This is a genomic window from Corallococcus sp. 4LFB, from assembly GCF_046520365.1.
Taxonomy (GTDB): domain Bacteria; phylum Myxococcota; class Myxococcia; order Myxococcales; family Myxococcaceae; genus Corallococcus; species Corallococcus caeni.
The window spans coordinates 1-26116 of record NZ_JBKGHJ010000003.1 but is presented as its reverse complement, the minus strand read 5'-3'; the positions used below and the strand labels follow the sequence as shown (position 1 = coordinate 26116).

At 68.8% G+C, this 26116-nt stretch carries 32 protein-coding genes; 31 read left to right on the top strand and 1 reads right to left on the bottom strand.

Going from position 1 to position 26116, the window contains the following annotated elements; translation table 11 throughout:
• The first annotated feature begins 2 nt into the window (after positions 1–2).
• From ACLEQD_RS00740 to ACLEQD_RS00655, 18 genes are all read left to right on the top strand, one after another.
• Entirely contained in the window at positions 3–380 is a 378-nt protein-coding gene (locus tag ACLEQD_RS00740; protein WP_141593141.1) for a hypothetical protein, read from the top strand.
• 1 nt (position 381) lies between these two features.
• Complete coding sequence (locus ACLEQD_RS00735; protein ID WP_410380934.1) at positions 382–1020, top strand: hypothetical protein; 639 nt, start codon at positions 382–384, stop codon at positions 1018–1020.
• Positions 1020–1544: a hypothetical protein gene (locus tag ACLEQD_RS00730; RefSeq protein WP_141593139.1), complete on the top strand. Its 525-nt coding sequence runs from the start codon at positions 1020–1022 to the stop codon at positions 1542–1544. Before ACLEQD_RS00735 ends, ACLEQD_RS00730 begins: the two co-directional genes overlap by 1 nt.
• A complete protein-coding gene (locus tag ACLEQD_RS00725) occupies positions 1541–1819 on the top strand; it encodes a hypothetical protein (protein WP_141593138.1) in 279 nt (92 codons plus the stop codon). Before ACLEQD_RS00730 ends, ACLEQD_RS00725 begins: the two co-directional genes overlap by 4 nt.
• Positions 1816–2457, top strand: a complete 642-nt coding sequence (locus tag ACLEQD_RS00720; RefSeq protein WP_141593137.1) for a hypothetical protein — start codon at positions 1816–1818, stop codon at positions 2455–2457. Before ACLEQD_RS00725 ends, ACLEQD_RS00720 begins: the two co-directional genes overlap by 4 nt.
• Before the next feature lie 7 nt (positions 2458–2464).
• On the top strand, positions 2465–3070 hold the full coding sequence (locus tag ACLEQD_RS00715) for a hypothetical protein (protein ID WP_141593136.1): 606 nt from the start codon (positions 2465–2467) through the stop codon (positions 3068–3070).
• Entirely contained in the window at positions 3070–3972 is a 903-nt protein-coding gene (locus tag ACLEQD_RS00710; protein WP_141593135.1) for an IPT/TIG domain-containing protein, read from the top strand. Before ACLEQD_RS00715 ends, ACLEQD_RS00710 begins: the two co-directional genes overlap by 1 nt.
• Positions 3969–4298, top strand: coding sequence for a hypothetical protein (locus ACLEQD_RS00705; RefSeq protein ID WP_141593134.1), 330 nt, complete (start codon positions 3969–3971; stop codon positions 4296–4298). Before ACLEQD_RS00710 ends, ACLEQD_RS00705 begins: the two co-directional genes overlap by 4 nt.
• Positions 4295–6511 (top strand): phage tail protein, encoded by a 2217-nt coding sequence (locus tag ACLEQD_RS00700; RefSeq protein WP_141593133.1) that lies wholly within the window; start codon positions 4295–4297, stop codon positions 6509–6511. The genes ACLEQD_RS00705 and ACLEQD_RS00700 overlap by 4 nt, the downstream gene beginning before the upstream one ends.
• A gap of 11 nt (positions 6512–6522) precedes the next feature.
• Positions 6523–6984: a phage tail protein gene (locus ACLEQD_RS00695; protein WP_141593132.1), complete on the top strand. Its 462-nt coding sequence runs from the start codon at positions 6523–6525 to the stop codon at positions 6982–6984.
• Between the two features lie 234 nt (positions 6985–7218).
• Entirely contained in the window at positions 7219–7992 is a 774-nt protein-coding gene (locus tag ACLEQD_RS00690) for a hypothetical protein (protein ID WP_141593131.1), read from the top strand.
• Positions 7993–8183: 191 nt separating this feature from the next.
• Entirely contained in the window at positions 8184–10868 is a 2685-nt protein-coding gene (locus tag ACLEQD_RS00685) for a phage tail tape measure protein (protein ID WP_141593129.1), read from the top strand.
• Positions 10869–10882: 14 nt separating this feature from the next.
• The gene (locus tag ACLEQD_RS00680) at positions 10883–11395 is read left to right on the top strand and encodes a peptidoglycan-binding protein (protein WP_141593128.1); all 513 of its coding nucleotides are present in this window, start codon (positions 10883–10885) and stop codon (positions 11393–11395) included.
• Complete coding sequence (locus ACLEQD_RS00675; protein WP_141593127.1) at positions 11395–11736, top strand: hypothetical protein; 342 nt, start codon at positions 11395–11397, stop codon at positions 11734–11736. The genes ACLEQD_RS00680 and ACLEQD_RS00675 overlap by 1 nt, the downstream gene beginning before the upstream one ends.
• Positions 11733–13016, top strand: a complete 1284-nt coding sequence (locus ACLEQD_RS00670; RefSeq protein WP_410380930.1) for a phage late control D family protein — start codon at positions 11733–11735, stop codon at positions 13014–13016. Before ACLEQD_RS00675 ends, ACLEQD_RS00670 begins: the two co-directional genes overlap by 4 nt.
• Positions 13017–13026: 10 nt before the next feature.
• Positions 13027–13605 carry a phage baseplate assembly protein V gene (locus ACLEQD_RS00665; protein WP_141593125.1) on the top strand — a complete coding sequence of 193 codons (579 nt, stop codon included), beginning with the start codon at positions 13027–13029 and terminating at the stop codon, positions 13603–13605.
• An 8-nt stretch (positions 13606–13613) separates the two neighbouring features.
• The gene (locus tag ACLEQD_RS00660) at positions 13614–14288 is read left to right on the top strand and encodes a hypothetical protein (protein ID WP_141593124.1); all 675 of its coding nucleotides are present in this window, start codon (positions 13614–13616) and stop codon (positions 14286–14288) included.
• A gap of 10 nt (positions 14289–14298) precedes the next feature.
• On the top strand, positions 14299–14685 hold the full coding sequence (locus ACLEQD_RS00655) for a GPW/gp25 family protein (RefSeq protein WP_141593123.1): 387 nt from the start codon (positions 14299–14301) through the stop codon (positions 14683–14685).
• A 200-nt stretch (positions 14686–14885) separates the two neighbouring features.
• Here ACLEQD_RS00655 and ACLEQD_RS00650 read toward each other — a convergent pair whose 3' ends face one another.
• Positions 14886–16382 carry an AAA family ATPase gene (locus ACLEQD_RS00650; RefSeq protein ID WP_141593122.1) on the bottom strand — a complete coding sequence of 499 codons (1497 nt, stop codon included), beginning with the start codon at positions 16380–16382 and terminating at the stop codon, positions 14886–14888.
• Between the two features lie 688 nt (positions 16383–17070).
• Here ACLEQD_RS00650 and ACLEQD_RS00645 point away from each other — a divergent pair.
• The 13 genes from ACLEQD_RS00645 to ACLEQD_RS00585 all read left to right on the top strand — a co-directional run.
• Entirely contained in the window at positions 17071–18600 is a 1530-nt protein-coding gene (locus tag ACLEQD_RS00645; protein ID WP_410380927.1) for a baseplate J/gp47 family protein, read from the top strand.
• A 1-nt stretch (position 18601) separates the two neighbouring features.
• On the top strand, positions 18602–19129 hold the full coding sequence (locus ACLEQD_RS00640; protein ID WP_141593120.1) for a hypothetical protein: 528 nt from the start codon (positions 18602–18604) through the stop codon (positions 19127–19129).
• 7 nt (positions 19130–19136) lie between these two features.
• The gene (locus ACLEQD_RS00635) at positions 19137–19832 is read left to right on the top strand and encodes a hypothetical protein (RefSeq protein WP_141593119.1); all 696 of its coding nucleotides are present in this window, start codon (positions 19137–19139) and stop codon (positions 19830–19832) included.
• Between the two features lie 5 nt (positions 19833–19837).
• A complete protein-coding gene (locus ACLEQD_RS00630) occupies positions 19838–20233 on the top strand; it encodes a hypothetical protein (protein ID WP_141593118.1) in 396 nt (131 codons plus the stop codon).
• Between the two features lie 239 nt (positions 20234–20472).
• On the top strand, positions 20473–21579 hold the full coding sequence (locus ACLEQD_RS00625; RefSeq protein WP_410380925.1) for a phage tail protein: 1107 nt from the start codon (positions 20473–20475) through the stop codon (positions 21577–21579).
• A gap of 64 nt (positions 21580–21643) precedes the next feature.
• Positions 21644–23239: a hypothetical protein gene (locus ACLEQD_RS00620; protein WP_410380922.1), complete on the top strand. Its 1596-nt coding sequence runs from the start codon at positions 21644–21646 to the stop codon at positions 23237–23239.
• The gene (locus ACLEQD_RS00615) at positions 23224–23553 is read left to right on the top strand and encodes a hypothetical protein (RefSeq protein ID WP_410380920.1); all 330 of its coding nucleotides are present in this window, start codon (positions 23224–23226) and stop codon (positions 23551–23553) included. Before ACLEQD_RS00620 ends, ACLEQD_RS00615 begins: the two co-directional genes overlap by 16 nt.
• 10 nt (positions 23554–23563) lie before the next feature.
• Positions 23564–24001: a hypothetical protein gene (locus ACLEQD_RS00610; protein ID WP_141593115.1), complete on the top strand. Its 438-nt coding sequence runs from the start codon at positions 23564–23566 to the stop codon at positions 23999–24001.
• Between the two features lie 131 nt (positions 24002–24132).
• Positions 24133–24351, top strand: coding sequence for a hypothetical protein (locus tag ACLEQD_RS00605; protein WP_194858591.1), 219 nt, complete (start codon positions 24133–24135; stop codon positions 24349–24351).
• An 81-nt stretch (positions 24352–24432) separates the two neighbouring features.
• The gene (locus tag ACLEQD_RS00600; protein ID WP_141593114.1) at positions 24433–24726 is read left to right on the top strand and encodes a hypothetical protein; all 294 of its coding nucleotides are present in this window, start codon (positions 24433–24435) and stop codon (positions 24724–24726) included.
• A 71-nt stretch (positions 24727–24797) separates the two neighbouring features.
• Entirely contained in the window at positions 24798–25022 is a 225-nt protein-coding gene (locus tag ACLEQD_RS00595) for a DUF6900 domain-containing protein (protein WP_141593113.1), read from the top strand.
• 184 nt (positions 25023–25206) lie between these two features.
• On the top strand, positions 25207–25431 hold the full coding sequence (locus ACLEQD_RS00590) for a DUF6900 domain-containing protein (RefSeq protein WP_141593112.1): 225 nt from the start codon (positions 25207–25209) through the stop codon (positions 25429–25431).
• Positions 25432–25540: 109 nt separating this feature from the next.
• On the top strand, positions 25541–26116 hold a 576-nt coding region (locus ACLEQD_RS00585; RefSeq protein ID WP_410380917.1), incomplete at its 3' end, for a DUF2924 domain-containing protein.

The window sequence follows — 26116 nt, the reverse complement described above, 5'->3', positions numbered from 1 at the left end:
TCATGGACAACACCTATCTCGTCCGACTGAAGGCCTACGACGCGCGCCGGGGCCACGTGCTGCGGCGCTACACGTATGCCGGAATCAAATTCCAGGAGGAGCGCGGCTGGTACCGGGTGGAGAAGCCGGTGGCGGACTACCTGCGCACCGTGCACCAGTTGCCCGGCGACACCTACTCGCCGCTCGCCTTCGACGTGTCCACGGAAGCGGAGGCGAAATCCCTCGACGCCACCGAGGCCGACGAGGCCCGCGTGAAGCGCAGCGCCAGCGACGAGCTGAAGCTGAGTGCAGCGCGGCCCGCCGGCACGCTGACGACGGAGGACCTCCCGAAGGCCAGCGAGGAGAAGGACACCCGCCGCGCCAAGCGGGAGAAGGACTGACGTGTACGCCACGGTGGCCGACATGCGCGCCGAGGGCGTTACACCGGCCATGGCGGGCGACACCCGCCTGGCCGTCCTCCTCGACGAGGCGACGCGCACCATTGACAAGGTGACGGGGTGGCACTTCGAGCCGCGCTCGGCGACGTTGCACTTCGACGGGCGCGGCACCCCGTCCCTCTGGCTGCCGGTGCCGCCCATCCGCATCTACCGCCTGGCGCTGTACGGGGCGGACGTGTCCTTCTCCAGGGAGCACCTGGTGGTGGTGGGTGCCCCGGTGGGCCCGGGCTTCGATGGGCCACGCCTCACCTTCCGCCATGGCCGTGTCTTCCCGCGTGGTGAGGGCAGCGTCACCGTAGGCGCGCGCTGGGGCTACACCGAGGCGGACGGGACGCCGGAGGGGCGCACGCCGCCCGCCATTCGCCGCGCCTGCATGCTTCTCGTCCTGCGCAGCCTCTCGCCCTTGGCGGATGAAGACTCGTTGGAGGAGCGCACGCACTGGCGGGTGGTGGAGGAGCGCACGCGAGAGCAGAGCTACCGCCTCGACAGTGTCCGCCCCTCCGTGCGGCCTCTCACCGGAGAGCCCGAAGTGGACCTTTTTCTCTCGGCCTACGTGAAGCCCTCGCTGCCCGGAGCCGCGTAGTGCGAGGCCGGCTCATCTACCCCTTCTTGGCGGAGCTGTACCGCTTGGACACCGCCGCCATGGCTGGCCCCGGCCCAGGCCCCCATGCCAGCGGGTACGACGCGGACTTCCGCGAGCCGGTGCTGGTGGACGCGGACGACGACGGCGTGGCCGAAGCCTTCCGCCGCGAATTTCCACCCGTGCGTGTCCCCTGCCAGGTGGAGCCGGATGCCTTTGCTTCATTGCGAATGGCACCTTCCGGCAACAGCCCCCGGACGAGCTTCGAGCTCGTCTTCCACTTCCGAGACTTGGAGCGCCTCGGCCTCGTCGACGCGGCCACTGGCGACGCCCTCATCCGCCCCAGCGACAGGTTGGGCGCCCTCTACGACGTCGCGGGCGCCCTCGTGCAGGCCGTGAGGACGCCGCCCGGGCTCTACGTCACCGAGGCACGTCCCACGGGCTTCGGACTCCACCGCCGGAGGCCTCGCCGCAACCTCCTTCTCGTCACCTTCAACGACAGGCCCCAAGCCCGAGGACTCGCATGAAAGCACTGCTACTCGCCCCACTTCTCGCCACCGCTCTCCTCACCCGCTGCCGCGCGCCGGACGGGTGTGCGCCGGTATCCACACGGTGCGCTGGCAACGTCGCGCAAATCTGCAACGGCGATGGCAACTGGCAGGTGCTGGCCGACTGCAACGCCGTCAGCGAGCACAGCAGCACGGCCTTCACCTGCACCTACGTCGACGAGGAAGGCATCGCCGGCCACACCTGCCTGCCCACCACCGTGGACGCGGGCGCCGTGGAAGGCGGTGTCCTGTGAAGGGCTACCTCCAGTCCCTGCCTGGCGTGGGCCCCCTCTTCCAGCGCGACTTCCAGCCCGCGGAGGTGTGGGCCTTCTACCAGCACATGCAGTCGCGCCTGCGCACGAAGACGGCGAGCAAGTCGGACTCGCTCGAAATGCAGCTGGCGGCCGAGGTGCTTCGACGGATGGGCATTCTCGACAGGGAGCGCTTCCTCGAGCGCTATGCCACCACCGTTGGCCGCACCCTGTATTTGCCCTTCGAGGTGGGCACGCCGAAGTCCGGTTGGGATTTGTGGGCCCAGGTAGTGGTGTGCGTCCACGAGCACCAGCACGTCGTCCAGCACGACGAGGAGGGCCCCAGCTACGAGTTGGCCTACCTCACCAGCTCCGCCGCCCGCGCCCGCTATGAGGCCGAGGCCTACACCTGCAACCTGGAGCTGCACTACTGGCGCTACGGCACCCTCCCCGCCGTGCGCCCCATCGCCGAGGGCCTCAAGCACTACGGCTGCCGGCCGGAGGACGTGGAAGTCGCCGCCCACACCCTGGCCCTCACCTCTGTGTCCGTTCGCCACGGCGCGGTGGTGAGTGAGGCCACGCACGTAGCCCTCGAGTGGCTCAACTCGCACGTCCCCCACCTGCGGGCGAAGAAGGGCTGAGGCCCCCATGGCCGTCTCGCGCACCGGAGACTGGGCACGGGCCCGCCAACTGCTGGCGGCGGGCTCGTCACGCCTTGAGGGTGCGCTCCAGACGGCGCTGCGCCAGGAGGCGCACGCCCTGCGCAAGGAGGTGGTGCAGGGCCTCACCCAGCAGGCACCGGGTGGAGAGCCGCTCCGCCCGCCTTCGCCCCTCACGCTCGCGGCGCGCCAGCTCGCCGGATTCAACGGGACGAAGGCCCTCCTCGTCTCGGGCGCGCTACGCAACTCCATCTCCGTCGTCGTGGAGGGCGACGAGGCCTTCATCGGCGTGTCGCGCACCGCGAAGAGCCCGGACGGCGAGTCCCTCGTCGACGTGGCGCAGCTCCAGGAGTACGGAGGCCCACCCGTCGTCATCCCCATGACGCCGAAGATGCGGCGCTTCCTCTTCGCGCTGCTGCGCCAGGCCGGCCTGGCTGGCGAGTCGCGTAACAGCGGCAGGGGGCGCGGCGTCATTGTGACTCAGACGCCAGCGCGCCCCTTCCTGCGGCCAGCCTTCGCACGGTTTCGCCAGGGCGCCAGCCGCCGCTTCCTCGCGCGCGTCGCGAAAGAGCTGGGCCTCGGAGGGCCCGGGTAATGGCCGTCCCCTCCCTCGCCTCCGTGACGCCCTCCTCGGGGCCCACCAGCGGCGGCGACATCCTACGCCTCGCCGGGGTGGGCTTCGCCGCGCGGGTGGCCGTGCGCCTGGGCGGACTGCGCGCGGAGGTGATCTCCATGCGCCAGCAGTCGGGCGCCTCGCATGTCGACGTGAGGACGCCGCCCCATGAGGCGGGCACCGTCGACGTGGAGCTGCTCAACCTCTCTGCGGACGGACGCCCCATTCCAGGAGAGGCCGCTGTCCTGCCGGGAGCGTACCGCTACCTGCGCCCGCGCGTCGCGAAGGAAGCGGACCTCACCCGCCTCGTGCGCACCTTGCTGCAGGAGTTGAAACGGCAGGTGGTGGCCAACGTCAGCGCCAGCGTCTCCGTCGACTACGACGACACGGTGGCGGACGGCCTCAACGTCATCGCCATGGCCGCGCTGCCCTCCGTGGTGCTGTCAGGCCCCACGTTGCGCGAGAGTCGTCGCTACTCCACCAACGTCTTGCACGAGGACGTCGTGCAGGGCCCCTCCGGCGCGGAGCTGGTGCGCAGGCGCCCCGCGTACACGGTGGACCTGGCCTTCACCCTCACGGTGGCCTCCGAGCGCACCGCCGAACTCTTCAACCTCATGGCCGCCGTGGCCACCTTCCTCAACCGTAACCGCTGGCTGGCCATGCCGAGGGACGCCGAGGACGCCTCGCGCGGCACCGTCCGCTGGGAGATGGACGCGGACGGCGAGGTGCGCACGCAGCTCGGCAGCCGCGACGACGTGCGCGCCTTCACCTGGGGCTTGGTGGTGCGCGGCTTCGACGTGGACTCGGGCCTGCCCCTCGACCTCGGCAAGGCCGTCGCCGGGACGCACCTCGAAACGGACTCTCTCTCTGGAGGCACCTCATGAGTGTCACCCTCACCAATACCCTGGGCAGGCTCGTCACCTTCCTCCTGCCCCATGAGTCGTACTGCGTCGCGCGCGGCGAGTGCGCCTGCGGCGTGCAGCCAGGCCGTGGCGGCCGACGCCTGCCCTCCTCCCTCACCCTGGCCACGGGTGTGTCGCTGGAGGACGTGCCCGAGGCCGCTCTCTGCGTGCCCGCGGTGGCTGCTGCCATTCGCCGCGGAGAAGTCGCCCTGAAGCGGCAAGCCCCCACGGCCCCGCCGTCGTCGCCACCCTCTGCCGCGCCGGAGGTGTCGGCGCGCGCGTCCCGCAAGAAGCGAGGTGCCTCGTGAGTCGTGAGCTGCTGTCGTCGAAAATCGTGGTTGAGGAGGAGGAGCCTCGCGTCCGTGGCATTCCCTCCGCGCCCACCTCCGTGGCCGGCGCCGTCGGCCTGGCGGAGCGCGGCCCCATCGGCCAGGCGGTGCTGTGCACCTCCTTCGAGGAGTACCAGGCCACCTTCGGCGGCTTCACGCCGGACTCGGACCTCGCCCTCGCCGCCATGGGATTCTTCGAGAATGGCGGCAGCCACCTCTGGGTGGTGCGCACCGCCCACTACGAGGACGCCTCTGACTCCGCGTCGCACACGGCCACGCGCGCGGCGGCGGCCCTCACAACGGGTGGTGGACCGACGCCCGCTGTCGTGCGCGGAACCCTGCGTCCTCCCTTCACGCTGCGGGACGGCCAGCGCCTGGAAGTGTCCGCCAACGGCACCGAGGCGGTGGACGTCGTCTTCTCCGGCGTCGCGGCCTCTGTCTCCGCTGGCCGCCCGGGGCCCTACGCCCTCACCGCCGGACAGTCTCTTCGTGTGCGTGTGGACGACGGGCGGGACGTCTTCATCCCCTTCAACGAGGGGGACTTCGGCGACTTGGCCCAGGCGTCCGCTCAGGAGGTCGCTGCCGTCCTCAACGCCGGACTCGTTGGGGGCCGCGCCACCGTGGAGGACGGTGTGCTGAGCATCGCCAGCGACACCCAGGGCGCCTCCAGCCGTCTAGAGGTGGGCGACGAGGTGGCGGGCGCCCTCTTCGGTTTCCCTGGCGGCCCGCAGGTGGGGAGCGGCAACGTCCAGAGTCTGCGCGCCGTCGAGCTGGCCGAGGTGCGAGCCCTCGTGGAGGCTGCTGTGGCGGGTGTCCGCGTGGCGCCGTCCTCCCTGGGGGCCTTGCAGTTGCTCACCCAGTCCACGGGGCCTGGCGCCTCCTTGCAGGTGCAGGGCGACGCGCGCTCCGGCCTCGGCCTGGACGCGATGCCGCACACGGGCGACGCCTCCGGCGCCACCGACGTCCTCCACCTGGAGGCCAAGGACGCGGGTGCCTACGCCAACCGCCTCGAGGTGGAGGTGCGTCCCTCCACCAACGGCTCCCCCGACACCTTCGACGTCCTCGTCCTCGAGGACGGCGCCTACCGCGAGTCCTTCCCCAACCTCTCCACCGTCGAGGGCGACGCGCGCTACGTCGAGCGCATCCTCAATGACAGGCGCACCGGCTCCACCTACGTCCAGGCTTTCATGGTGCAGCCGGACGCGCTTCCGGACGTGCAGACGGTGGCCCTCTCAGGCGGCGCGGACGGCCTCGTCGGACTGGACGACACCGACTTCATCGGCTCCGAGGCGGGTAGGACGGGCCTCTACGCGCTCGACGAGGTGCAGGACCTGTCCCTCCTGCTGGTGCCCGGGCGCGCCACGCCCGCCGTCCACAACGCCATGGTGCGCTACTGTGAGGTGGCGCGCGACGGCCTCGTCTTCGCCGTCCTCGACTCGCCCTCGGGCTACAGCGCCACGGACATCGTCTCCTACGTCTCGCAGGAAGCCGCCCTCGAAGGACTCTCTGAGCACGCGGCCATCTACTGGCCCCGCGTGAAGGTGCTCAACCCCGCCCGCGGCGTCTTCGGCAACGAGGAGCAACTCGTCGTCCCGCCCTCCGGCATCATCGCCGGCGTCTTCGCGCGCAATGACGGCGCGCGCCCCGGCGGGGTGTACGACGCGCCCGCGGGCATCGAGGCCGGGCGCATGTTCGGCGTCCTCGGCTTCGAGTCCAAGGAGACGTTGGAAGAGAAGAAGCGGGACATCGTCTACCCCCGCCGCATCAATCCGCTCACCACCGGGCCCGGCCTGCCGCGCTTCATCGACGGCAGCCGCACGCTGAAGGCCAGCGGGAACTTCCCCTACGTCGCCGAGCGGCGCGGGGTGTCCTTCATCGAGAAGAGCCTCAAGTCCGGTTTGCAGTTCGCGAGGCACCGCAACAACACCGAGGGGCTGCGCGCGCAGGTGCGGCGCTCCATTGCCGCCTTCCTGCTCGTGCAGATGAAGAACGGGGCCTTCCGCAGTCAGGAGCCCGCCAAGGCCTTCTTCGTCGACGTCTCGGACGCGCTCAATCCGCCGTCCGTGGTCTTCGCCGGCAAACTGGTGGCGCGCATCGGGCTCGCCACCACCAAGCCGGCCGAGTTCATCGTCCTGCGCATCGCCCAGGACACCCGCGCCCTCGAAGCCGAGCTGGCCTCGGCGGGCCTCTAAGGAGACTGGCCATGGCCATCATCGGACAGCCGCGCAGCTTCCATAAGCGTTTCAAGTTTCTCTGTGAGGCTGACGGCCTCGGGCACTCCGGTTTCCAGAAGTGCAGCGAGTTGTCCGTCGAGGTCGCCAACGTCCAATACTTCGAGGGCGGCAGCCTCATCCCCAACAAGTCCCCGGGGCGCCTCACCTTCTCCGACGTCACCCTGGAGAGAGGCGCCACGCAGGACCACGAACTCTTCGATTGGTTCCAGGACGTCGTCCACACCACCAGCGGCCTGGGCCTGCCGGACAGCCTCTACAAGCGCAACCTCGACATCGTCCAGCAAGACAGGGACGGCACCACGCTGCGTCGGTGGAGCCTCTCCCGGGCCTGGCCGGTGAAGTTCGTCGCGGGCGAGTGGGACAACGAGTCCGATGAAAATGTCATCGAAAGTGTCACCCTCACCTACGATTTCTTCGAGCTGGCCAAGTAGGACCCAGCCAGTCACGTACTCTCCATGAGTGCTGCACCCTGGCGGGCGCCTGACGTTGCACAGAGGCGCCCGCTCAGCCCATGAGCTGGCGAACTTCGTCACGAGCGTGGCTTCGGCGCAGCGTTCACAAAAGTCCTCGCTCGTCCCCCAGTGTCCCCTGCCTCGACTGGGTGCCGCGTCTGTCGATGTCCCCGATTTGTCGTCCGAGGCCTTTGTCCTTTCCGGAGGAAGGACATGGCGGACACCATTTCGTGCCCCTCGGGGCTGACGGGCCGCATCCGCGGCATGAAGGTGCGCGAGGAGCGGATTCTCGCGGACAGGAAGCTGGCGAAGAGCGGCGGCCAGGTGGATGAGCTGCTCTCAGCGTGCTGGGAAGAGTTGCTGGAGGCAGGCCCCTACGCCTTCGCCGACGGGAAGGTGGATTGGGGCCAGGTGCTGCAGGGGGACCGCTTCTTCGCCCTGCTCCAGGTGCGCGTCCACACCTACGGCCCCGAGTACGTCTTCGCCGTCCCCTGTCAGAACGCGGCCTGCCGGGCCCGCATCGACTGGGAGCTGGACTTGACGCAGTTGCCGGTGCGAGTCCTCTCGGACGCCAGCCGCGCGGCCTTCATGGCCGGCAACCGCTTCGAGACGACGCTGCCCGACGCTGGCAAGCGCGTGCGCTTCAAGCTGCTGACAGGGGAGGACGAGCGGCGCCTGCCGCAGCTCCAGCGCGCGGCGCCGGAGAAGCTGCTGTCTTCCGTCCTCGCCTACCGGGTGTTGGACGTCGACGGCGTGGACGCGCGCGAGAAGCGCCGCTTCCTCGAAGACTTGAGCCTGCGCGACGCGGACTTCCTCGTTGACGAGTTTGACGCCGTCGACTGCGGCGTGGACACGACGCTCGAAGTCGAGTGCCCCGAGTGCCTCATGCGCCAGGAGGTGGAGCTCCCTTTCGACCGGGGCTTCTTCCTTCCGGGGCAGGCCCGGACAGCGAGGCGCCGGGAGCGCTCCACCTCTTCCCCGGCGTGACGCTGGAGACGTGGCGCGAGGGCCTCTTCAACCTGTGTTGGCACCAGCACGGAGGCAGCGGCCTCGCAGCTCCCCTCGGTGACGCCCTGGAGTTGCCCACCTCGGACAGGGACTGGCTCCTCGAGCGCATCGGCCAGCAACGCAGTCGCGAGGCGAAGGCCTTGGAGAAGTCCGCGAAGCGGAGGTAGCGCGTGCTCAACAACGTCGGCATGGGCTTCGTCTTCACCGCACGGGACTTGGCCTCCGGCACCTTTCAGGGGGTGGAGCGCAACTTCATGAGCCTGGACAGGCGCGTGGGGTTGGGCACCACGCGGATTGAAGGCGCCTTCCAACGCCTCGGCGTCGCCATGGCCCTCTTCACGGCCGGCGCTGTCACCATCGGCGCCTCGTTCTCCCTGGCCAACGCCGCAGGTGAGTTCGGGCAGGCCGTGGCGGGGGTTGCCGCCGTCTCCGGAGCTTCGGCCGAAGAGCTGCGGCAGCTACGTGACGCCGCCCTCGAAGCAAGCCTCGCCACGCAGTTCACTCCCACGGAGTCCGTGCTGGGCCTGCGAGAACTCACCCAGGCCGGCTTCACCGCCGCCGAGGCCATGGAGCTCTTGGAGCCCGTGTTGGACCTGGCCGGTGGCTCGTTGGGGGAGCTGACGCCCCAGGGTGCAGCGGGCCTCGCGTCCCAGGCGATGAAGGCCTTCGGCCTCTCCACTGACAAGGCCTCCCTCTCCGTCGACCAGATGCTCCAGGCCGTCAACGTCTTCGCCCTCTCCGCGAACGAGTTGCCCCTGGCCCTGGGCACTGCGGCCCGAGGCGCACAGGCCCTCAACCAGGAGCTGCCCGAGACGCTCATCGCCTTGGGGCTCGTGAAGAACGTCGTCCCGGGCGTGGAGCGCGCGTCTACCGCCGTGGCCGTCGCCATGGAGCGCATGGCGGACCCGGAGGTGCAGCAGCAGTTGCGAGGCGTCGGTGTCGCCGTCACGGACGCGGGCGGCAACTTCCTCAGCTTCCTCGGCATCCTCGACAAGCTGTCCCCTGCTCTCGAGCAGATGACGGCGGCCCAGCGCAGCGCCTTTCTCTTGAAGACGTTCGGCCGCGAGGCGTTGGGCGGCGTGAATGCCATCCTCAAGCAGCTCACCGACGGCGTGCGCAAACAAACCGGCGAAGTCGTCCGCGGCGGCGCGGCCCTCGAGTACCTGCGCGACGAGTTCACGAATGCAGGGGGCACGGCCGAGAAGTTCCGTAAGCAGATGCTCGACACCTACGAGGGGCAGACGAAGCTGCTGGCCGGACGCATGAAGGCGCTGGCCATCGTCCTGGGGGAGCCGTTCGACGAGGTGTTGAAGCCTCTCGTCGCCCTCGTCGCCGACGCTGTGAAGCAGGTGCTGGGCGTCTTCGAGGCATTGCCCAGCCCCGTGAAGCGTGCCCTCGCGGCCTTCACGCTGGCTGCCGGGGGAGTCATCGCCCTCGTCGGCGCCGTCGTCTCCGGCCAGGTGGGCCTGGCGCTGCTGGTGGTGGGCCTCAAGGTGCTGGGCCTCACCGTGGGCGGGTTGCTCGCCACGGTGCTTCCGGCCGTGGGCGCTGTCGTTCTCCTCGGCGTCGCGGTGGCTGGCCTCGCCTACGCGGTCCGCAACAACCTCGGGGGCCTGGGCGACTTCGCGCGGCGTGTGCAGGAGCAGGTGACGCTCGCCTTCCGCGGCCTCGTCCAGCTCTTCGAGGACGGCGGCTTCTCGGGGGCAGTGCGCGAGGAGTTGGGCCGCGCTGAAAACGCCGGCCTGAAGGACTTCCTCATCAACCTCTACCTGTGGGGCCATCGCCTCCACAGCTTCTTCTCGGGCCTCGCCGACGGCTTCTCCTCCGGACTCGAAGCCGCGCGCCCTACCCTCGAAACCTTCCAGACGACGTTGCGGCGGGTGGGCGAGGCGCTGGGCTTCCTCTCCGAGAGAGACGACGCGGCCACCGCAGCCTCGAAGTTCGCGGCCTTCGGCGAGGCGGGGGCCACGGTGGGGCGCGTCCTCGCCCGCGTCTTCGACTTCGTCGTCATGGGCATGACGGCCGGTGCCGAGGTGGCGGAGGGCTTGGCCGGGCAATGGCACTACATGAAGGCCGGCGTCGACGTCCTCCTGGGCAGCCTGGCGCACCTGGGCCGCGTCCTCGGTGGGGCGCTCTCGGGCCTTTTTGGCACCACCTCCGCTGTGCAGCAGGGCACCAGTGGGTGGACGCTCATGGGGGAAGCCATTGGGTTTGCCATTGGCAACATCACCACCGTCGTGGGCGTGTTGGTGTCCGCCATCTCCCTCGTGGTGTCGGTGGTGGGGGGCATCCTCAACGCGGCCCTGGCCGCCTTCTCTGGCATCGTCGACGTCTTCTGGGGTGTGGTGTTGATGCTGAGTGGCATCCTCACCCGCGACTGGGCCGAGGCGTGGACGGGCCTGAAGCTCATCGTCTTCGGGGTGGTGGACGCCATCTCCGGCGTCCTCCTGGAGTTGGTGGGCGCCATCCTCGGCGTCGCGGACGCGGTGGCGAGCCTCTTCGGCAAGGACACCGGCCTCCAGCAGGCCCTGCGCACGGCTCGGCTGGGCCTCCACCGGGACTTGTCCGTCGCCTTCGGCCTCGAGGACTCCCCCAGTTCGGCCCCGGCGCCCGTCGCCTCCACGGCCTCCACCTTGCCGGCGGAGTGGCCCCTGGAGTCCTCGTCCATGCCGGCCGTGGCAGCCCTCCAGGCCTCGCTGCCCCAACCCGAGGTGCTCTCTTCGCAGCCCGACGCGCCTCCCGCCGCGCCCGTCCTCGTGAGTGTCCAGGTGGACGGAGAGGTGCTTGCCCAGGCCACGGCGCGCGCCGAGCGAGACGCCGCCTCCCGCAGCTTCTCCCCCATGGCGTCTTACTGAAAGGCAGGCCCCACGTGTCCTTCGCTGCTGGCCTCGCCCGTCCTCCTCGCTGCGTGCTGGTGAATGTCCTCACCGGAGAGGCCATGCAGTGCCTCTTCAACCCCACGCAGCTCACCGAGAAGTGCCAGGTGAATTGGAACCGCCTGGCGGTGCCGGGCCTCTCCCACCAGGTGCTCCAGTTTCAGGGCACCTCCAACCGGCAGCTCTCGGGCGTCGAGTTCTACCTGGACGCCTTCTTCGCCGCCCAGCAGGCCGACACGTCCAACATCATGGCGTTCCGCGCCTTCGTCCGCGCCCTCACTGTGCCCCCGGCCGGTACCGAGGGCGTGCTGGCGACGGCCCCCCCGCGCGTCCTCGTCCTCTGGCCCGGCGTCCTCACCGTGGAGTGCGTCGTCGCCAGCGTGGAGTTCCAGTACCGCCAGCTCGCCGTCGATGGCCGCGTGCTCGTCTACACCGCCACCGTCACCTTCGAGGAGGTGTTGGACACGCGCGTCACCTCCGAGCAGCTCCGCCAGGAGGTGCCGTAGTGGCCCCTCACGCCGGCAGTCGCTACTCCTTCTCCCTCGGCCTCCGGGACGAGGCTGGCCACCTCTTCCTCAGCGAGAGAGTCCCTTACGGCTTCCAGCCGCACGCGGACACGCGCGTCCACCTCGTCGCCGAGGGCGACTCCCTCTGGGGGCTTGCCGGGCGCTACTTCGCGCCCCTCTCGCGTGCTTGCGGCTTCTGGTGGGCCATCGCGGACTTCCAGCCGGAGCCCATCATCGACGCGACGCTGGAGCTGGAGGCTGGGCGGCGCGTCTACATCCCCTCGCTGCGCGTCCTCACCGACGTCATCCTCAGCGAGCAGCGGCGGAGGGTCAGCGAATGACGCGGCCCCTCGACAGGACTGCGCCTGGCGTGCGCCTCACGCTGCTGGCACACGAGAGGGCCCCCAGCGGCGAGCCCCTCTCCCTTGAGGGCCGCGTCCTCGGCCTCACCTTCGAGGACAGCGCGACGAAGGCCGACAAGCTGTCCCTCCAGTTGGACAACTTCGACCTGGCCCTCTTCGACAGGGCGGAGCTGGTGGGCGGCACGGTGCTGGAGGTGTCCTGGGGCTACCCGGGGCTCATGGCTCCTCCGCGGCGAGTGGTGGTGAAGAAGCTGAAGGGCTTCCAGGTGCTCACCGTCGAGGGCCAGGCCCTCAGCGCCCTCATGCACCGCGAAGCGAAGACGCGCACCTGGGCGGGCAAGACGCGCGCCCAGGTAGTGCGCGAGGTGGCCGCCGAGCACGGCTACGAGGAGGACTCCGTCCACGTCGAAGACACCGGAGAGTCCTTCGACACCATCCACCAGGCCGGGGAGACGGACGCGAGGTTCCTCCGGCGCCTGGCCGCGCGGGAGGAGTTCCAGTTCCACGTCGACGACAGGGGCCTCACCTTCGGCCCGCGCAACCAGGCCGCAGCGCCCACCCATGTGCTGTGGTGGTACGCCGACTCAGGCCGGGGCGACGTCCTCTCGGTCAACGTCGAGTCGGAGCTGGGCCGCCGAGTGGGCAAGGTGGACGTGCGCGGCCGGGACGCCATGGCCAAGAGAAACCTCGAAGCCCAGGCGAGCAGTGGCACCGTGGAGCGCACCACCCTCGCGGACTTCCTCGAGGTGGTGGACAAGCGCACGGGCACCACGTCGCTGCAGCTCCGCAACAGCACCACCAGCGTCCAGCCCACCTCGGCATCGACACCCGCCCAAGCCCAGCGCGAGTCCGATGCCCGCTTCCGACGCGCGGAAGCCGGCACGGTGAAGCTGTCCCTTCAGGTGGTGGGGAACCCCAGCTTGCGCGCGAAGTCCGTCGTGGAGGTGCGCGGCATCTCCAGCTTCCTGTCCGGGAAGTACTACGTCACCGAGGCGAAGCACGTCCTTTCCTCCTCCGGCTACACCACCGACTTGAAGCTGTCGCGTGACGGCACGGGGCAGCGTCAGCAAGCCAGCGCCGAGAAGCAGGGCCAGCCCCAGGGCGGACGGCCCAACACCAGCGCACCCGAGACGACTGGGGCACTGAAGGAAGTCGAGGCATTCGAGCGGGACACCGGCACCCGGTACATCGAGTACCGCCGTGACGGACAGCCCATCGGTGTCGAGGACCCCGAAGCAGGAATGAGTCTCCCCAGGTAGCGAGCCCACCATGAGCACCTTCGACGACGACATCCTCACCCACGACACGCGCCTCCTCGGCATGTACGTGGGCTACGTCACCAGCCGCGACGACGGCGATCAGCTCGGCCGCGTCCGCTTGTGCATTCCTGGCGTCCTTGAGCCCGAGTCCGCCTGGGCCTGGCCCCTGGGCACCTCCGGGGGTGGCGCCAAGGACACGGGGTTCTTCGCGGTGCCGCACGTGGGCGCCGAGGTGGCTGTCTTCTTCAACCAGGGCGACGTCGACGCCCCCTACTACCTCAGCGCGCACTGGGGGAAGCCGGGCGGTCAGAGCGAGGTTCCCGAAGAAGCCCAGGTGTCTCCGCCCGACAACCGCGTCCTCGCCACGCCCACCTTCCGCATCGAGATGGACGAGTCCGCAGGCCACCGCAAGATGAAGCTCACCAACCGGAAGACAGGCGACTGCCTCACCTTCGACGCGGAGGAGAACACCGTCACCCTGGAGGCCACCACCGCCCTCACCCTGCGGGCGGTGGGCGCCATCTCCCTGGAGGCGGCCCAGGTCACCATCGCCGGGCGGGTGGTGCGTCCCATCGCCGAGCCGATTTGAGGAAGCCCATGGCGCTGCCTATCTGCATCCACATCCCCCCGCTTCCCGAGGCGCCTACCCTCACCCTGCCTGGCGGCGCCACCTTGCAGCACCACCAGCTCCTGCAGGCTGTCCAGCCAGCCCTCGCGCCGCTCACGCCCCTCTTCGACATCATCGGCGCGGTGCTGGCCCTCGTCGAAGTCGTGAAGGCGATACCTGACGCGCTGGGGCCTCCGCCGGACCCGACAGCCATCGCCGCGGCCCTGCCGAAGCTGGCCGAGAAGGTGTCCAAGCTGCTCCGCCTCGTCCCCCAGCTCTCGGTGCCGTACACCGTGGTGGGCGTCATCGACATCGTCCTGGGCGAGCTGGGCCATGCCCGTGGCCAGCTCCTCCACCTGCAGTTGCGCCTGTCGAGCGTCGGGCAGGCCCGGATGCGCGCCGTCCAACTCGGGGACGCGGGCCTACTGAGGGTGGCCGGCTGCGCGGAGGCCAATGTCGCCCAGGAGGCCGTCAACGTCGGCAAGGCCTTGGCCGCCCTCTCCCATCTCATGGCCCTCCTCAACGTCCTCCTCGGCCTGGTGGGCGGCCCCCAGGTGCCGGACTTCTCCAGCCTCGAGGGCAGCGCGCTGGAAGAAGCCATTGCCCCCCTCGATGCCATCGTCCGCACGCTGCAGCAGGTGCGCGCAGCCATCCCCGTTCCGTGAGGAGGACGTCATGAGTCGAGCCCGCCAGAATCTCCTCGTCCCCTTCCGCAGAGACAGGAAGCGGGACTTCGCCGTGGGCAGCGGGGCCGAGCTGCTCGCCTCGAAGGTGCGGCAGGTGCTGCTCACGGAGGGAGCGACGCCCCACTCCACCGGCGAGATGCCCTGGCGCACCAGCTTCGGGGCCGGACTCTCGCGGCTGCGCCACCAGCGCAACGACACCGTGCTGGCGGAGCTGGCGCGCGTGTACGTCCGTGACGCTCTCGCGCGCTGGCTGCCTGGCGTCCAGCTCGTGCAGGTCCGCGTCGAGCAGGACGCAGCCACGCTGACGCTTCGTGTGCGCGTGCGCGTGGGTGACACGACGGCGGACTTCGACGTTCCCCTCCAACGGGGACCTTGAGTTGCGAGCAACAGCCGGTCGGACACAACGCTCCGAAAGCTCTTACTGAAGTCCTACTACCGGCTCGTCAAACACGACTCATGGTCTTCAGGCACGAGGGCGATTTGCCGCTTGTCGTGAATGTCCCCGCGCAGCTTCGGGAGCGCGGAGCAGAGCTGCTCCAGTTTCTTGAACCGCTGGGAGACGAGCCACGGCCACACTCACTTTCGCTCAGCCGGCAAGACATCCCTCAGCGGCGCAAGAAGGCTCTTTACCTCCTCCGGGTACGACGACGCCCAAACCGAAAGGAAAGCCCTCCGAACCGTTTCCGCAGCGAGCAGGCGGAGCTGTCGTCCGACCTGAGAGAAGAGAAGGTGCGGGTCCATGTTGGTGTGCCGTACCGATCTAACAACATCGGAAACCCACTGCTGGTCTTCGTAGTCCATGTGCAGCGCCACGGCCAAGATCCCGGCTTTGTTCTCAAGTACCGCCATAACCTGATCGTAGACGTATTCCTCTGGGCACTCGCCAGGAAGCCGATAGACCCGGCCCTCGTCCGAGGTCTTCTGTTGTGAGTCCCCGTCGATGAAGCAGACCGAGGAGAACGAAATGGCCGGGTTCTTGTTGTGGTTCTCGTTGATCTTCACGGCGGTTCCATCACCCGCCATCGAGTGGACTTCGACGTGGTCAACGGCGATGTCCTTCTGCGACCGCAGCATCGCCATCACCCAGTCCGACGCGAACGTATCCTCCGTGAAGATTGCTAGCTTGGCCTCGATCTGTCCGGTGATGGTCCGAAGCGCATGGATGTCGAGCTTGCCTTGGAACACCTTTCCATCCAGTGAGGCCCAAATCGCATCGGAAGGCAGCGGTTTAAGCGCGTCGTTGGAATGAGTGGTGAAGATTGCTTGGACCTTCTTTCGCTCGGCGACATCGATGAGGTACTCAACCATCCGAACGGTTGCCACTGGATGAAGGCCGTTCTCGATCTCCTCGATAAGGATGAGCGCACCATCCTTAGTAGCCTCTGTCGCCATCACCATCCGGATGATGCTCGACTCACCAGCACCGAAGTGGAACTCCGAGTAGCGAGCCCCCCTTCCTGTCGTCCCAGCCAGCATCGAAACCCGACCGCGCTCATCAACCCGAATTCGGGTATAGCCAGAGACCTCTTTGCCAAGAATGCGCCGGATCGCATCAAGCGCACTCTTCTCGATCTGCTCGACGCGCTTCTCGCCGACCTCAAACTTCGTGGAGGCGTACTGCCGCATCTCACGCCGTTCGTTCGCAGGAACAGTGCGCGAAATGCCGAAGGCAACGACGTCGCGAGTCGCAACCGACTCCCTCTTCCACTTGTAGCTGCGGAAGCTGGATGACCGGCGAACGGGCTCCTTCTGATTGATGTCCCGGTCGATCAGCTCGTACTCAATCCGCCAGTCCTGCATGCTGTCATCGATGGTCCCGCTCTTCGCGAAGTACATCTGCGGCTTGATGATCTTGTAGGCACACCCCGCAGCTCCCAGGATCGTGGTCTTTCCTCCTCCGTTCGGCCCAATCAGGGCCGTCACCGGGAAGTCGAAGTTGACCACTTGGTTCTCAAAGCCCCGAACCTTCTCGAGAACCACCCGCATGAGGTACTTCTCGTAGTTGCGCTTCCGCACCTTCGAGATCAGTGCGTTGACTTGCGTCGGCCGAATTTCGCTTTGGAATACCTGCATAGGTCCCTTCCCTTACAGCCAGACCGGCGGCCCGGATGTTCGCACGGAAAATCCGGACGGCCCAGTGACCTCCCGCCTGACCCACCCTGGCGGGCCGCCTCCTTGCCGCCCGGTTCCGACAGCCAAACCGAACAAATGGCCTCTGTCCCCCAGGACAGACCTGGACTCGAAACCCTGGACCCACTGCACCGCAGGAGGCCGACATCTCGTTGCCGGACACGCAAGGCGCCTGCCTCCCTGAATAGTCGAGAGGTTACAACCCGTCGGGAGCACCAACCGCAGCATCACCACGACAGTCGCCGGCACGGACCACGAAACGCCTCCGAGGCATGGCGTACCAACGGCAAGCTGGCACGGTCGAAACGCCCGAAGCCCAAACGAGGTAACAAGTCGACCGCAGCGGTCGTGAAGAGAAACAGCGCGTGCAGCCCTGCGGCAGTCCCTGGTGATACGGGCCCCATCCGTCACTTGGTCCGTGCCAGCATGAACTTCCTCGCCTGCCCGACTTAATCGTGGGCGACCGCGCCGAACTTCGTGGATTTGGCGGCCCCCGACCTCTCGTCCTCATCGCGCGACGACATGTTGAGGCGACCTAATCTCGGTCGCAACCTAAGACGAGGCGGATCCCGACTCGAATCGATGTCCCCGATGTCCCCTGAAAAGGTGGCCCCAAGGCCTTTGCCTCCCGATGGAGGCCTTCGCCGACGTGCCACTTCTTCCCGCGTCCACTGACTACACCCACCGCGACTTCGACGCCCTGCGCGCACGCCTCCTAGCGCTGGTGAAGAGCGTCTTCGCCGACTGGAGCGACTTCGAAGTCGCCAGCTTCGGCAACCTGCTGCTGGAGATGTACGCCTTCGTCGGTGACGTCCTCGGCTTCTACCAGGACAACCTCGCCCGCGAGTCGCGCCTCGTTTCGGCCACCCAGCGCCGCAACGTCATCGCCCTGGCGCGCATGCTGGGCTACCGGCTTCACGGCGCCCAGGCGGCCACGGCTGAAGTGGAGCTGCGCCTGGCCCAACCTCCCACAGCCACCGTCACCTTCCCCGCTGGAACCGTCGTCCGCACCCAGGAGGTGACGGAGGCCGTCCGCTTCCAGCTCCTCTTGCCCGTCACCATTCCAGCCGGCGCCAACCCGCCGCGCGTCCTCGCCGTGGCCGAGCACTCGAAGACGCACACCCAGCTCTTCGACGCCCGTGGCCTCGCTGACTTCGAGGTGCACCTGGACTTCGCCCCCTACCTCGACGGCTCCGCACGCGTGTCCACCGCCCAGGGCGCATTCACCGAGGCCGACACGTTCCTCAACTCGCGCGCCGTCGACGCCCACTTCCTCGTCTCGGTGGACCAGGGGGACAAGGCCACCATCCGCTTTGGCAACGGCACCAACGGCCTGCCGCCCGCTGGCACCGTGGCGGTCGTGTACAAGACGGGCGGCGGCGCGGCCGGCAACGTGGACGCGGGCCGCCTCGTCGTCGTGGAGGGCAACTTCCGGGACGTGCACGGCCACGCGGTGCAGGTGGCCGTCCATAACCCCTCCCCCGCCTCCGGCGGCGCGGATAGGCAGACGGTGGCCTCCGCGAAGCTGCTCGTCCCCGAGAGCCTCCGGGCCCTGACGCGCACCGTCTCCCGCGAGGACTTCGAAATCAACGCCCGGCGCCTGCCCGGTGTGGCGCGCGCGCTCATGCTGACGTCCAACGAGGACGCCTCCATTCCGGAAAACGCCGGCATCCTCTACGTGGTGCCCCAGGGCGGCGGAGTCCCCACGCCCGCGCTCAAGGCCCAGGTGCTGCGGCAGGTGACGGAAGTCTACCCCTGCACCCTCACCTTCCAGGTGAGCGTCCAGGAGCCGGTGTACCTGCGCGTGGACGTCTCCGTGCGCCTCTTCCTGCGCCAGGGCGCTTCGGCCCAGGCCGTCTCCGCGCGCGTCCGCCAGGCGCTCGCCGCCTACTTCCGCATCAGCGAGCCGGACGGCACGCCCAATCCGCGCATCGACTTCGGCTTCAACGGCAAGGACGCCCAGGGCGTCCCGTCCGGCGAGGTGGCCTGGTCTGACGTCTTCAACGTCATCCGCGACGTGCCCGGCGTCCGGAAGCTGGGCGACTCGCGCATGGACTTGACGCTCAACGGCCTGCCTGCGGACGTGAAGCTAACGGTGCGGGAGCTGCCGGTACTCGGAAGCGTCACCCTGCAGGACGGGGACACCGGAGGGCTCCTCTGACATGGCCCTCCTGAACCCCAGCTTCGAGGACGCGGGCGGCCAGCCCGGCGAGGCTGCCCACTGGACACTGACGGCGGTGACTCGCCTCGAAGCCCTGGCGGGCTTCGGTGTGCCGGAGGAGTCCTGCGAGGACTTCGAGCGCTGGTACGTGTGGCGCGCCGCCCTCTCCGACGTCCCTGTGGCCCTCGCCTTCTTCGGCCAGCGCGAGGGCTTCGAGGCCTTCTCCCGAGGTTGGGACAACGACGCCTTCCTCTTCGAACTGCCGCCCGCGCAGCTCGTCCCGCACCGCTTCGAGGGGCAGGCCGTCGAGACATGGGGCCAGGAGCCCTTCCTCAAAGACTGGGGGGACGCAGCTTCCGTGGAGGGCCTCTTCAGCGAGTCGCCGCGGGAGGACTTCGAGCAGCGCTGGCACACCAACGAGGCCTACGCCTGGCGCTGGGAGGACGTGACGGCGCGCGTGGCCCTCTTCAGCACCACGCAGCCCACCGAGGACTTCAACACCGGGTGGCCTGCAGCCACCACGCAGTGAGGACACCATGGCACTCGCAGACTGGACCTACCTCAATGGCGGACTGGACATCGCCACCGTGGACAGAGGCGTGACGGCGGGCATTGCCCGTCCCCCGGGCGGCAGCAACTTCCTCTTCGCGTTCAACTCGCTGTCGGCGGCGCAGGGCGCTGTTGGCCTCTTCGCCAACCTCCCGGACTTCGCCCCCATGGCCAAGGGAGGCAGCATTCGTGGCTGCCTCCAGCGCGGGCCCGGTGGCGGCCCCACCGGCTTCTCCCCCTTCCTCTTCCTCTGCGGGCAGGGCACCTCCGTCAACGACTCCGCCTACCTCCTCGGACTCTCCGACGACGAGCCGCACCGGGTGGTACTGCGAAAGGGGGCGGTGGCCACGGGCCTGCCTGACGCGGACGGCCCCGGCGTCCTGCTGAAGTCCTCGGCTAGCTTCTCGCAGGGTGCCTGGCTGCACCTGCGCCTGGACGTCATCGTCAACGCCAACGGCGACGTCGTCCTCAAGGCCTTCCACAACGACTTGGCCGCGCACCCGCTCGGCACGCCTCCCGACTGGCAGCCCGTGCCGGGCATGGCCGCCTTCATCGACGACGCCCTCGGCATCAACTCCGGCAGCCAACCCCTCACCTCCGGCCGGGGCGGCTTCGGCTTCGCGGTAAAGGACGTCACGCGCCGCGCCTATTTCGACTCGCTCGAGCTGTCCCGGCAAGTGTGACGCCCATGGCCCTCACCGCCTTCACGAGCCGCCTCGGCCTGGGCCAGGGACGCATTCGTCCCCAGCGGGCCACGCCCGCCTCGGGCGAGTACCTCTTCGTCCTCGGCGACGAGGAGCCTGGGCGCCGCTTCGAGCTGGCTCCCGGGGACTATGCCGAGGTGACGCAAACCGTGGACGTCACCGGCGTGGACCTGGTCCGCGCCGCATTGCGCCTCCGTGTGCCTTCAGGCGCCCCGGCGGGCCTGGCCTGGGAAGCGTCCCTCGTCGTGGGCGGGGTGAAGTACGCCCGCTGCCTCGGGCGCCCCGGCCGCGAGCGCCTCGTCACGGACATGGCCGCCAACGTCTCGAAGCTCTCCGGCGTCCACACGGTGGGCGTCCGCCTGGAGCTCGTTTCCCCGTGAGGTGTCGCTATGGCCACGGTTGAGCTGCCCACCCTCTACGTCGACACCGTCTCCCTCTTCGCCGAGACGCGCCGCCCCCTCCTCCTCAACCGCGCTCCGGGCCCCGAGGAGGAGGACGTCCCCGTTGATGCCGCGCTGGAGCTGGAGCTGGTGGACGTCGGCGTAGACGGCATCGCCCGGGCGTCCACCCGCGTCTGGGTGGACGGAGTCCTCGCCTTCGCGGGCGGGACAGCGTCGAGGTGCAACCCGCCTTCGCGGGGCCGCTGGCGGCGGCGACGCAGACGGCGGACACCCTGCGTGTCGTGCTCCACCCGGCGGTGCCGCTGGCCAGCCAGGCCACCGTCTCCGTGCACGTCATCTCGGCCACGGCCGGTGGCGCGCACCTCCTCGACGAGACGTACACCTTCACCGTGGAGGACAGGACGGCCCCGCGCCTCGTGGGTGCGCAGGCCGTGGGGCCCAAGTCCGTGCGCCTCGCCTTCTACGAGTCTGTCCGGGTGCCGCCCTCGGCGTGCTTCACCCTCACCCCGCGCGGCGCGCCCGCCGTCCCGGTGGTTGTCACCGAGGCCGCAGCAGACGGCCTTCTCGTCCACTTCGCCCTCGACACGGAGCTGACGCCGGACGTGGTGTACGAAGTGCGTGTGGAGGGCGTGACGGACGCGCACGGCAACCTGGTGCTCGCCCCCTACCACCGCGCCACCTTCGCGGGTTTCCGGCCGGCCAGGCCGCCCTCTCGGCACTTCCGCCTCTGGGACATGCTGCCCCGCCACAACCGCCGCGACGACGTGACGGGCGACCTGCACCGCTTCGTGTCCTGCCTCCAGGAGGTGACGGACTTGCTCCTGTCCGACTTGGACGCCTTCCCCGACGTCTTCGACTTGGAGCGCGCGCCGGAGGCATTCCTGGACGCCATCCTCCAGGACTTGGGCAACCCCTTCGCCTTCGAGCTGGACGTCCTCGCTCGGCGCCGTCTGGCCGCCATCCTCGTGCACATGTACCAGCAGAAGGGCACCGCACTGGGCCTGCGCAACGCCATCCGCTTCTTCTTGGGCATCGAGGTGAGGGCCATCTCCCCCTTCGCCTCGGACACCCTCGTGCTGGGCGAGTCCGAGCTGGGCGTCGACTGGGTGCTGGGCCCTTCCGAGCGATTCGCCCGCTACGCCTTCAACGTCGAGGTGGACCGCCTTCTCACGCTCTCGGAGCGCCAGCGCCTGCGCGCCCTCGTCGAGTACCTCAAGCCCGCGCACACCCACTTCGTGGACATGGTGGAGCCCTTGCCGCCCATTCTCCCCGAGCACTGGGAGCTGGGACTCAGCGAGCTGGGCGAAACGACCGTCTTGCACTGAAGCTCGCTCAGCATGTCCCCGATTTCTCGCGCCCGGCCTTTGTCTTCCTCTGGAGGGCACAGGCATGAGCAACCGGCTGGATTTTTTCTTCAGGCAGAAGGTGACGGAGGCGGAGCTGGACTTGGCCTTCGCGCAGTTGGAGCAGGCCGACCGCAACCTCGCCTCTGACTTGGGCGTCCACGGTGTCATCTCCGGGGCCGTGCCCGCGCCGCACTCTCCCGTGCCCAACCTCTCCGTCGACCTGACGGCTCCGGGCCGCGCCTACGACAACCTCGGCCAGCGCATCTTCTTCGGCACCGGGCAAACGGTGGACTGCGCGGTGGACGTCTCCGGCATCCCCACCGACGTCTCCACCTCGGGCAGCGAGCGGTGGGTGGGCATCTTCCTGCGCTTCACCCGACTGCTGTCCGAGCCGCGCACGGACGGCAACTCCCAGCAGGTGTACTTCCGCCGCGACGAGTCCTTCGTGCTGGTGGTGCGCCAGGCGCCGGAGGGCCCCGTCGGCCAGGCGCCCAAGCCCGCCCTCCAGCCCGACGAGCTGCTGCTGTGTGACGTCCGGCGGCGCCCCGGGCAGACGCAGATTCTCGCCGCGGACTTGGACACCTCCCGCCGGCAGGCCTTCATCTTCGCCCGGGGCACCTCGGTGGCCGTGGAGAGCGGCACCTGGGACGTCCTGAGCCCCAGCACGGAGACGGTGCAGGCGACACTGGACGAGGTGGACGCCGAGTTGGCCGGGCACTTCTCCGGCGCCGCCCGGCGACACGGGGCTGGTGCCGTGGACTACGCGCCCCACGGATTCATCACCTCCACCACCGTGCAGGAGGCCGTGGACGAAGTCGCGGACAAGCTCTCCTCGGCCGCTGCTGGCACACCGGGCGCCTCCCGCGTGGGTGCGGACGCGGTGCCCGGCACGCCCAACCTCCTGCCTGCAGGCACCGTGGATGCGCAGCTCTCCTCGCTGCTGGGCTTCGTCAACGCCCACCAGGGCGCGGCCACGGGGGCCCACCACGCCAGCGCCATTGGCGCCACACCCCACGGCTACATCAGCGGCACCAGCGTGCAGGCTCAACTCCAGGAGGTCGTCACCCGCCTCGGCGAGACGACGGCAAACAGTCCCGGCGCCTCTCGTGTCGGAGGAGACGCGCTGGCCGGGACGCCCCACTCCCTCCCTGCCAGCAGCCTGCGGCAGCAGATGGCCGCGCTGTTGGGCTTCCTCAACGGGCACGTCACCCAGTCCGCCGATGCTCACGCGGCCTCCTCCGTCTCCGTCGCGGACGCGGGCAACCTGCTGACGGCGGGCACCGTCGAAGCGGCCCTCGCGGAAGTCCTCTCGACCTTCAGCGGCGGGCACTTCCGCGGCAACGAGACGTCGGCGGGCCAGCACAAGGCCATCCTCCAGCCCGTCCTGGGCGCCGGTCGCGTCCTTCTCCTCGACACCCAGGGCGCGGGCGCGCAGCCGCGCGGCTGCGCCTCTACGCCGACAGCGACTCGGTGTGGTTCACCCTCAACGCCGCCTGGAATGGGAGCGCCTGGGCCCGCGACACCACCGGGGCGGCGGCGGGCGGTTTCCGCCTCTCACGCAACGAGGCCGAGTTCCTCCATGACGCCAGCCTCACCGCCACCTTCGCCTCCTGGACGCGCACGTTGCGACTCCCGCTGAGTAGCACCGCCAGCAACACCTCCTTCGAGTTGGCGGGCAGCGTGCGCGAGGTGGGCCGGCTCGGCCTCCAGTACAGCAACAGCGACACTGTCGCGCATGACAGCCTGGCCGGCGGCGGCTCGGTGACGTTCCGCAGTCGCTTCCCCTCCGCGCCCTCCTCCATCACCCTCAGCCCCTACGCCTTCTCCGGAAGCTTCGTCGGCAATCCCACCGTCATGGTGCCGGACAAAGACGGCTTCGCCTTCTACAGCCACCAAAACCTCCCAGGCCTCGCCGCGACGTACTGGTTCGGCTCATACACCGCTGTCGCGTAAGGGCGCCCCCATGGCCATTCACGAAGTCACCACCGACGACGTACTTCAGCGCTGCGCCCGGTGCGGCAGTGGCAATCGCCTCTCCCTCGATACCCTGGAGGTCGGCGTCGCGCGTCGGGAGGACGTGGACGACAGCCTCGTCCAGCTCCCTCCCTGTCCCGCCTGCCGCTCCACCGAATTTCTCATCCGCGCCGCCGAGAGCGAGCCGGCGCATCCGGCGCCAGGGAGCTTCGGACACCTGCACCGACTCCTCGTCGGCCATGTCCACGCAGAGCTCGTCCAGCGCGGACGCCTGCATACGGTGCTCAAGCCCAAGGGGGGCGGCGCCAGGAAGGTGGCCGTGCATCCCCTGTCGCAGGAGGCTCGCGAGCGCTGGTTCCCGCAGGGCCTCCGAATCGCGGTGCTCGCCGACGAACAGCCCCGCGCCCCTGAAGAGTCCAGCCAATAGACACACACCACCAGCAAAACCAGACCCCACACCCCGAAGCAGTCCGAACATCACTCTTCTCGGTTTGCTATGCCTCGAAGATAGAGCATGTATGTCTTCGCGCGCACCCCACTGCGCGAGGGGAGACTCATATGTATATCGGCACCACCGCAATCTACCTCGGCGACGAAGTCCCCGGACACAAGCAGCAGGAGGTCCGCATCCTCGCGGTCCACAGCCGTGGACACGACGTCAAGGCTTCGGACCGCGTCGAGGTGGCCCGCCTCCTCCCGGATCGCACCTGCAGCCCCACGCGCGTCACGGTGCGCGCCGACGACCTGAGCTGCTTCTTCTACTTGATGGATGAATAGAGGCCGCGAGGCCACTCGTTGCCCGCCAAGCCGCACCGAATTCGCAGCACCGAAATCACCAGCACGCATTGGGAGAGACACATGTTCGGAACCGACACCACGTACCTCGGCAGCGAAATCCCCGGCCTCCGGGGGCAGAAGGTCCGCATCTTCGCGGTGCTGCGCGGCGCCCTTCGCCCCGACGCCAACCCGGACGCGGACGACTACTACGTGAAAGACGACGAGACGCTGGCGCGCCTCGGAGGCGTCACGGCCGAGGACTGCATCGACGCCGCCCCCGTCCTCCCGGACGGCACCACCCCCTTCGTCCATGTCGATCCACGCGCCATCGACTTGGAGTGTTTCGCGCACCTGAGCAAGCCTAGCGGGCAATGACTTGCCATACGCGCAAAACAGAGCGCGTATGCCTCACGCGCGCCGCCGAAGGCGCACGGAAAGACGAAACAATGACACCCCGCAAGCCCCGGCCCGCCAAAACCACGAAGCCCACCCCGGCGCCCGAAGAAACCCTCGAGCGCATTGCGCGCGAAGAGATGGACATCGAAACACTAAAGAGGCGCTGGAGCGACAGCCTCGACTTCCACAACGTGGGGGTAGGGGAACTGAGGAATGCCCTCGAAGCGGCCTACCAAGCCGGCAAGCGCGACGCCGGCAACACACCCAGCAAATAGCGCCTTCCCTCCCTCGCTCCAGGAGGGCCCCAGCAAATAGACACACACCAACAGCGAAACAGCTCCCTGCGCCCGTCACAGCCAGGGCGACCCCAAACCCTCTCCACTCGACTTGCTATGCCTCAAAAACAGAGCGCATATGCCTCGCACGCGCCTGCCCAAGGCGCACAGGGAGGACGAAACAATGACGCCCAGCAAGCCGCGCCCCAGCAGCCCCTCGAAGCCCGCCCGGGCGCCCGCAGAAACCCTCGAACGCGTTGCGCGCGAGGAGATGAACATTGAAACACTGAAGACACGCAACAGCGACAGCCTCGACATTTACGAAGTGGCGGTATGGCAACTGAGGGACGCCCTCGAAGCGGCCTACCAAGCCGGCAAGCGCGACGCCAGCAACACACCCACCAAGTAGTCCACCACCACCGACGCCCCGCCCAGCGGGGCAGCCGCGCACGAGGGCCGCCGGGCCGCCCCCGTGAACGGCAGACGTGTACCCACGGCCCGGAAAGGAAAACACCACCATGCCTCGCAACGCCGCACCGAAGACGACGAAGACGACGAAGACGACGAAGACGACGAAGACGAAGAAGCTGGAGTCCATGAACCTGACGGAGCTGCGCGCCCGGTACCGCGAAGTCGTGGGCGAGGAGACGCGCAGCCCCAACAGGACGCACCTCATCCGCCGCATCGAGGAGGCACTCGCCGCGAAGAAGCGGAGAAGCCCCACCCACCGGGCGACGGCCGCCACCCCCAGCGCGCCTCCGGCGCCTGCCGCACGGGCCGACACCCCGGCCGAGGGCACGCAGCCGGCTCCCCGTCGCGGGCGCTTCGCCAACATGTCGCTCGAGGAGGTGCAGGCGAAGTACCGCGAAGTCGTGGGACGCCCGACAGGCAGCAGCGACATCCCCTACCTCAAGTGGAAGATCCGGGAGGCGGAGGCCGGGCGCGTGCCGGTGGGCCCCCGTCCCGAGCGCGAGGTGAAGGTGGGCGAGGACGGCAAGCGCGTCATCCCCCTCTCCTTCGACGCGGAGGACTTGGCGGTCCTGGACAAGGCCTGGCGCGACGCGGGCATCCCGAGCCGGACTCGTTTCTTCAAG

Coding starts and splice junctions, on each gene's coding strand:
- ACLEQD_RS00740 (WP_141593141.1), top strand. CDS start 3: ATGGACAACACCTATCTCGTCCGACTGAAGGCCTACGACGCGCGCCGG.
- ACLEQD_RS00725 (WP_141593138.1), top strand. CDS start 1,541: ATGAAAGCACTGCTACTCGCCCCACTTCTCGCCACCGCTCTCCTCACC.
- ACLEQD_RS00715 (WP_141593136.1), top strand. CDS start 2,465: ATGGCCGTCTCGCGCACCGGAGACTGGGCACGGGCCCGCCAACTGCTG.
- ACLEQD_RS00710 (WP_141593135.1), top strand. CDS start 3,070: ATGGCCGTCCCCTCCCTCGCCTCCGTGACGCCCTCCTCGGGGCCCACC.
- ACLEQD_RS00705 (WP_141593134.1), top strand. CDS start 3,969: ATGAGTGTCACCCTCACCAATACCCTGGGCAGGCTCGTCACCTTCCTC.
- ACLEQD_RS00695 (WP_141593132.1), top strand. CDS start 6,523: ATGGCCATCATCGGACAGCCGCGCAGCTTCCATAAGCGTTTCAAGTTT.
- ACLEQD_RS00690 (WP_141593131.1), top strand. CDS start 7,219: ATGGCGGACACCATTTCGTGCCCCTCGGGGCTGACGGGCCGCATCCGC.
- ACLEQD_RS00670 (WP_410380930.1), top strand. CDS start 11,733: ATGACGCGGCCCCTCGACAGGACTGCGCCTGGCGTGCGCCTCACGCTG.
- ACLEQD_RS00665 (WP_141593125.1), top strand. CDS start 13,027: ATGAGCACCTTCGACGACGACATCCTCACCCACGACACGCGCCTCCTC.
- ACLEQD_RS00660 (WP_141593124.1), top strand. CDS start 13,614: ATGGCGCTGCCTATCTGCATCCACATCCCCCCGCTTCCCGAGGCGCCT.
- ACLEQD_RS00655 (WP_141593123.1), top strand. CDS start 14,299: ATGAGTCGAGCCCGCCAGAATCTCCTCGTCCCCTTCCGCAGAGACAGG.
- ACLEQD_RS00650 (WP_141593122.1), bottom strand. CDS start 16,382: ATGCAGGTATTCCAAAGCGAAATTCGGCCGACGCAAGTCAACGCACTG.
- ACLEQD_RS00645 (WP_410380927.1), top strand. CDS start 17,071: ATGGAGGCCTTCGCCGACGTGCCACTTCTTCCCGCGTCCACTGACTAC.
- ACLEQD_RS00640 (WP_141593120.1), top strand. CDS start 18,602: ATGGCCCTCCTGAACCCCAGCTTCGAGGACGCGGGCGGCCAGCCCGGC.
- ACLEQD_RS00635 (WP_141593119.1), top strand. CDS start 19,137: ATGGCACTCGCAGACTGGACCTACCTCAATGGCGGACTGGACATCGCC.
- ACLEQD_RS00630 (WP_141593118.1), top strand. CDS start 19,838: ATGGCCCTCACCGCCTTCACGAGCCGCCTCGGCCTGGGCCAGGGACGC.
- ACLEQD_RS00620 (WP_410380922.1), top strand. CDS start 21,644: ATGAGCAACCGGCTGGATTTTTTCTTCAGGCAGAAGGTGACGGAGGCG.
- ACLEQD_RS00610 (WP_141593115.1), top strand. CDS start 23,564: ATGGCCATTCACGAAGTCACCACCGACGACGTACTTCAGCGCTGCGCC.
- ACLEQD_RS00605 (WP_194858591.1), top strand. CDS start 24,133: ATGTATATCGGCACCACCGCAATCTACCTCGGCGACGAAGTCCCCGGA.
- ACLEQD_RS00600 (WP_141593114.1), top strand. CDS start 24,433: ATGTTCGGAACCGACACCACGTACCTCGGCAGCGAAATCCCCGGCCTC.
- ACLEQD_RS00595 (WP_141593113.1), top strand. CDS start 24,798: ATGACACCCCGCAAGCCCCGGCCCGCCAAAACCACGAAGCCCACCCCG.
- ACLEQD_RS00590 (WP_141593112.1), top strand. CDS start 25,207: ATGACGCCCAGCAAGCCGCGCCCCAGCAGCCCCTCGAAGCCCGCCCGG.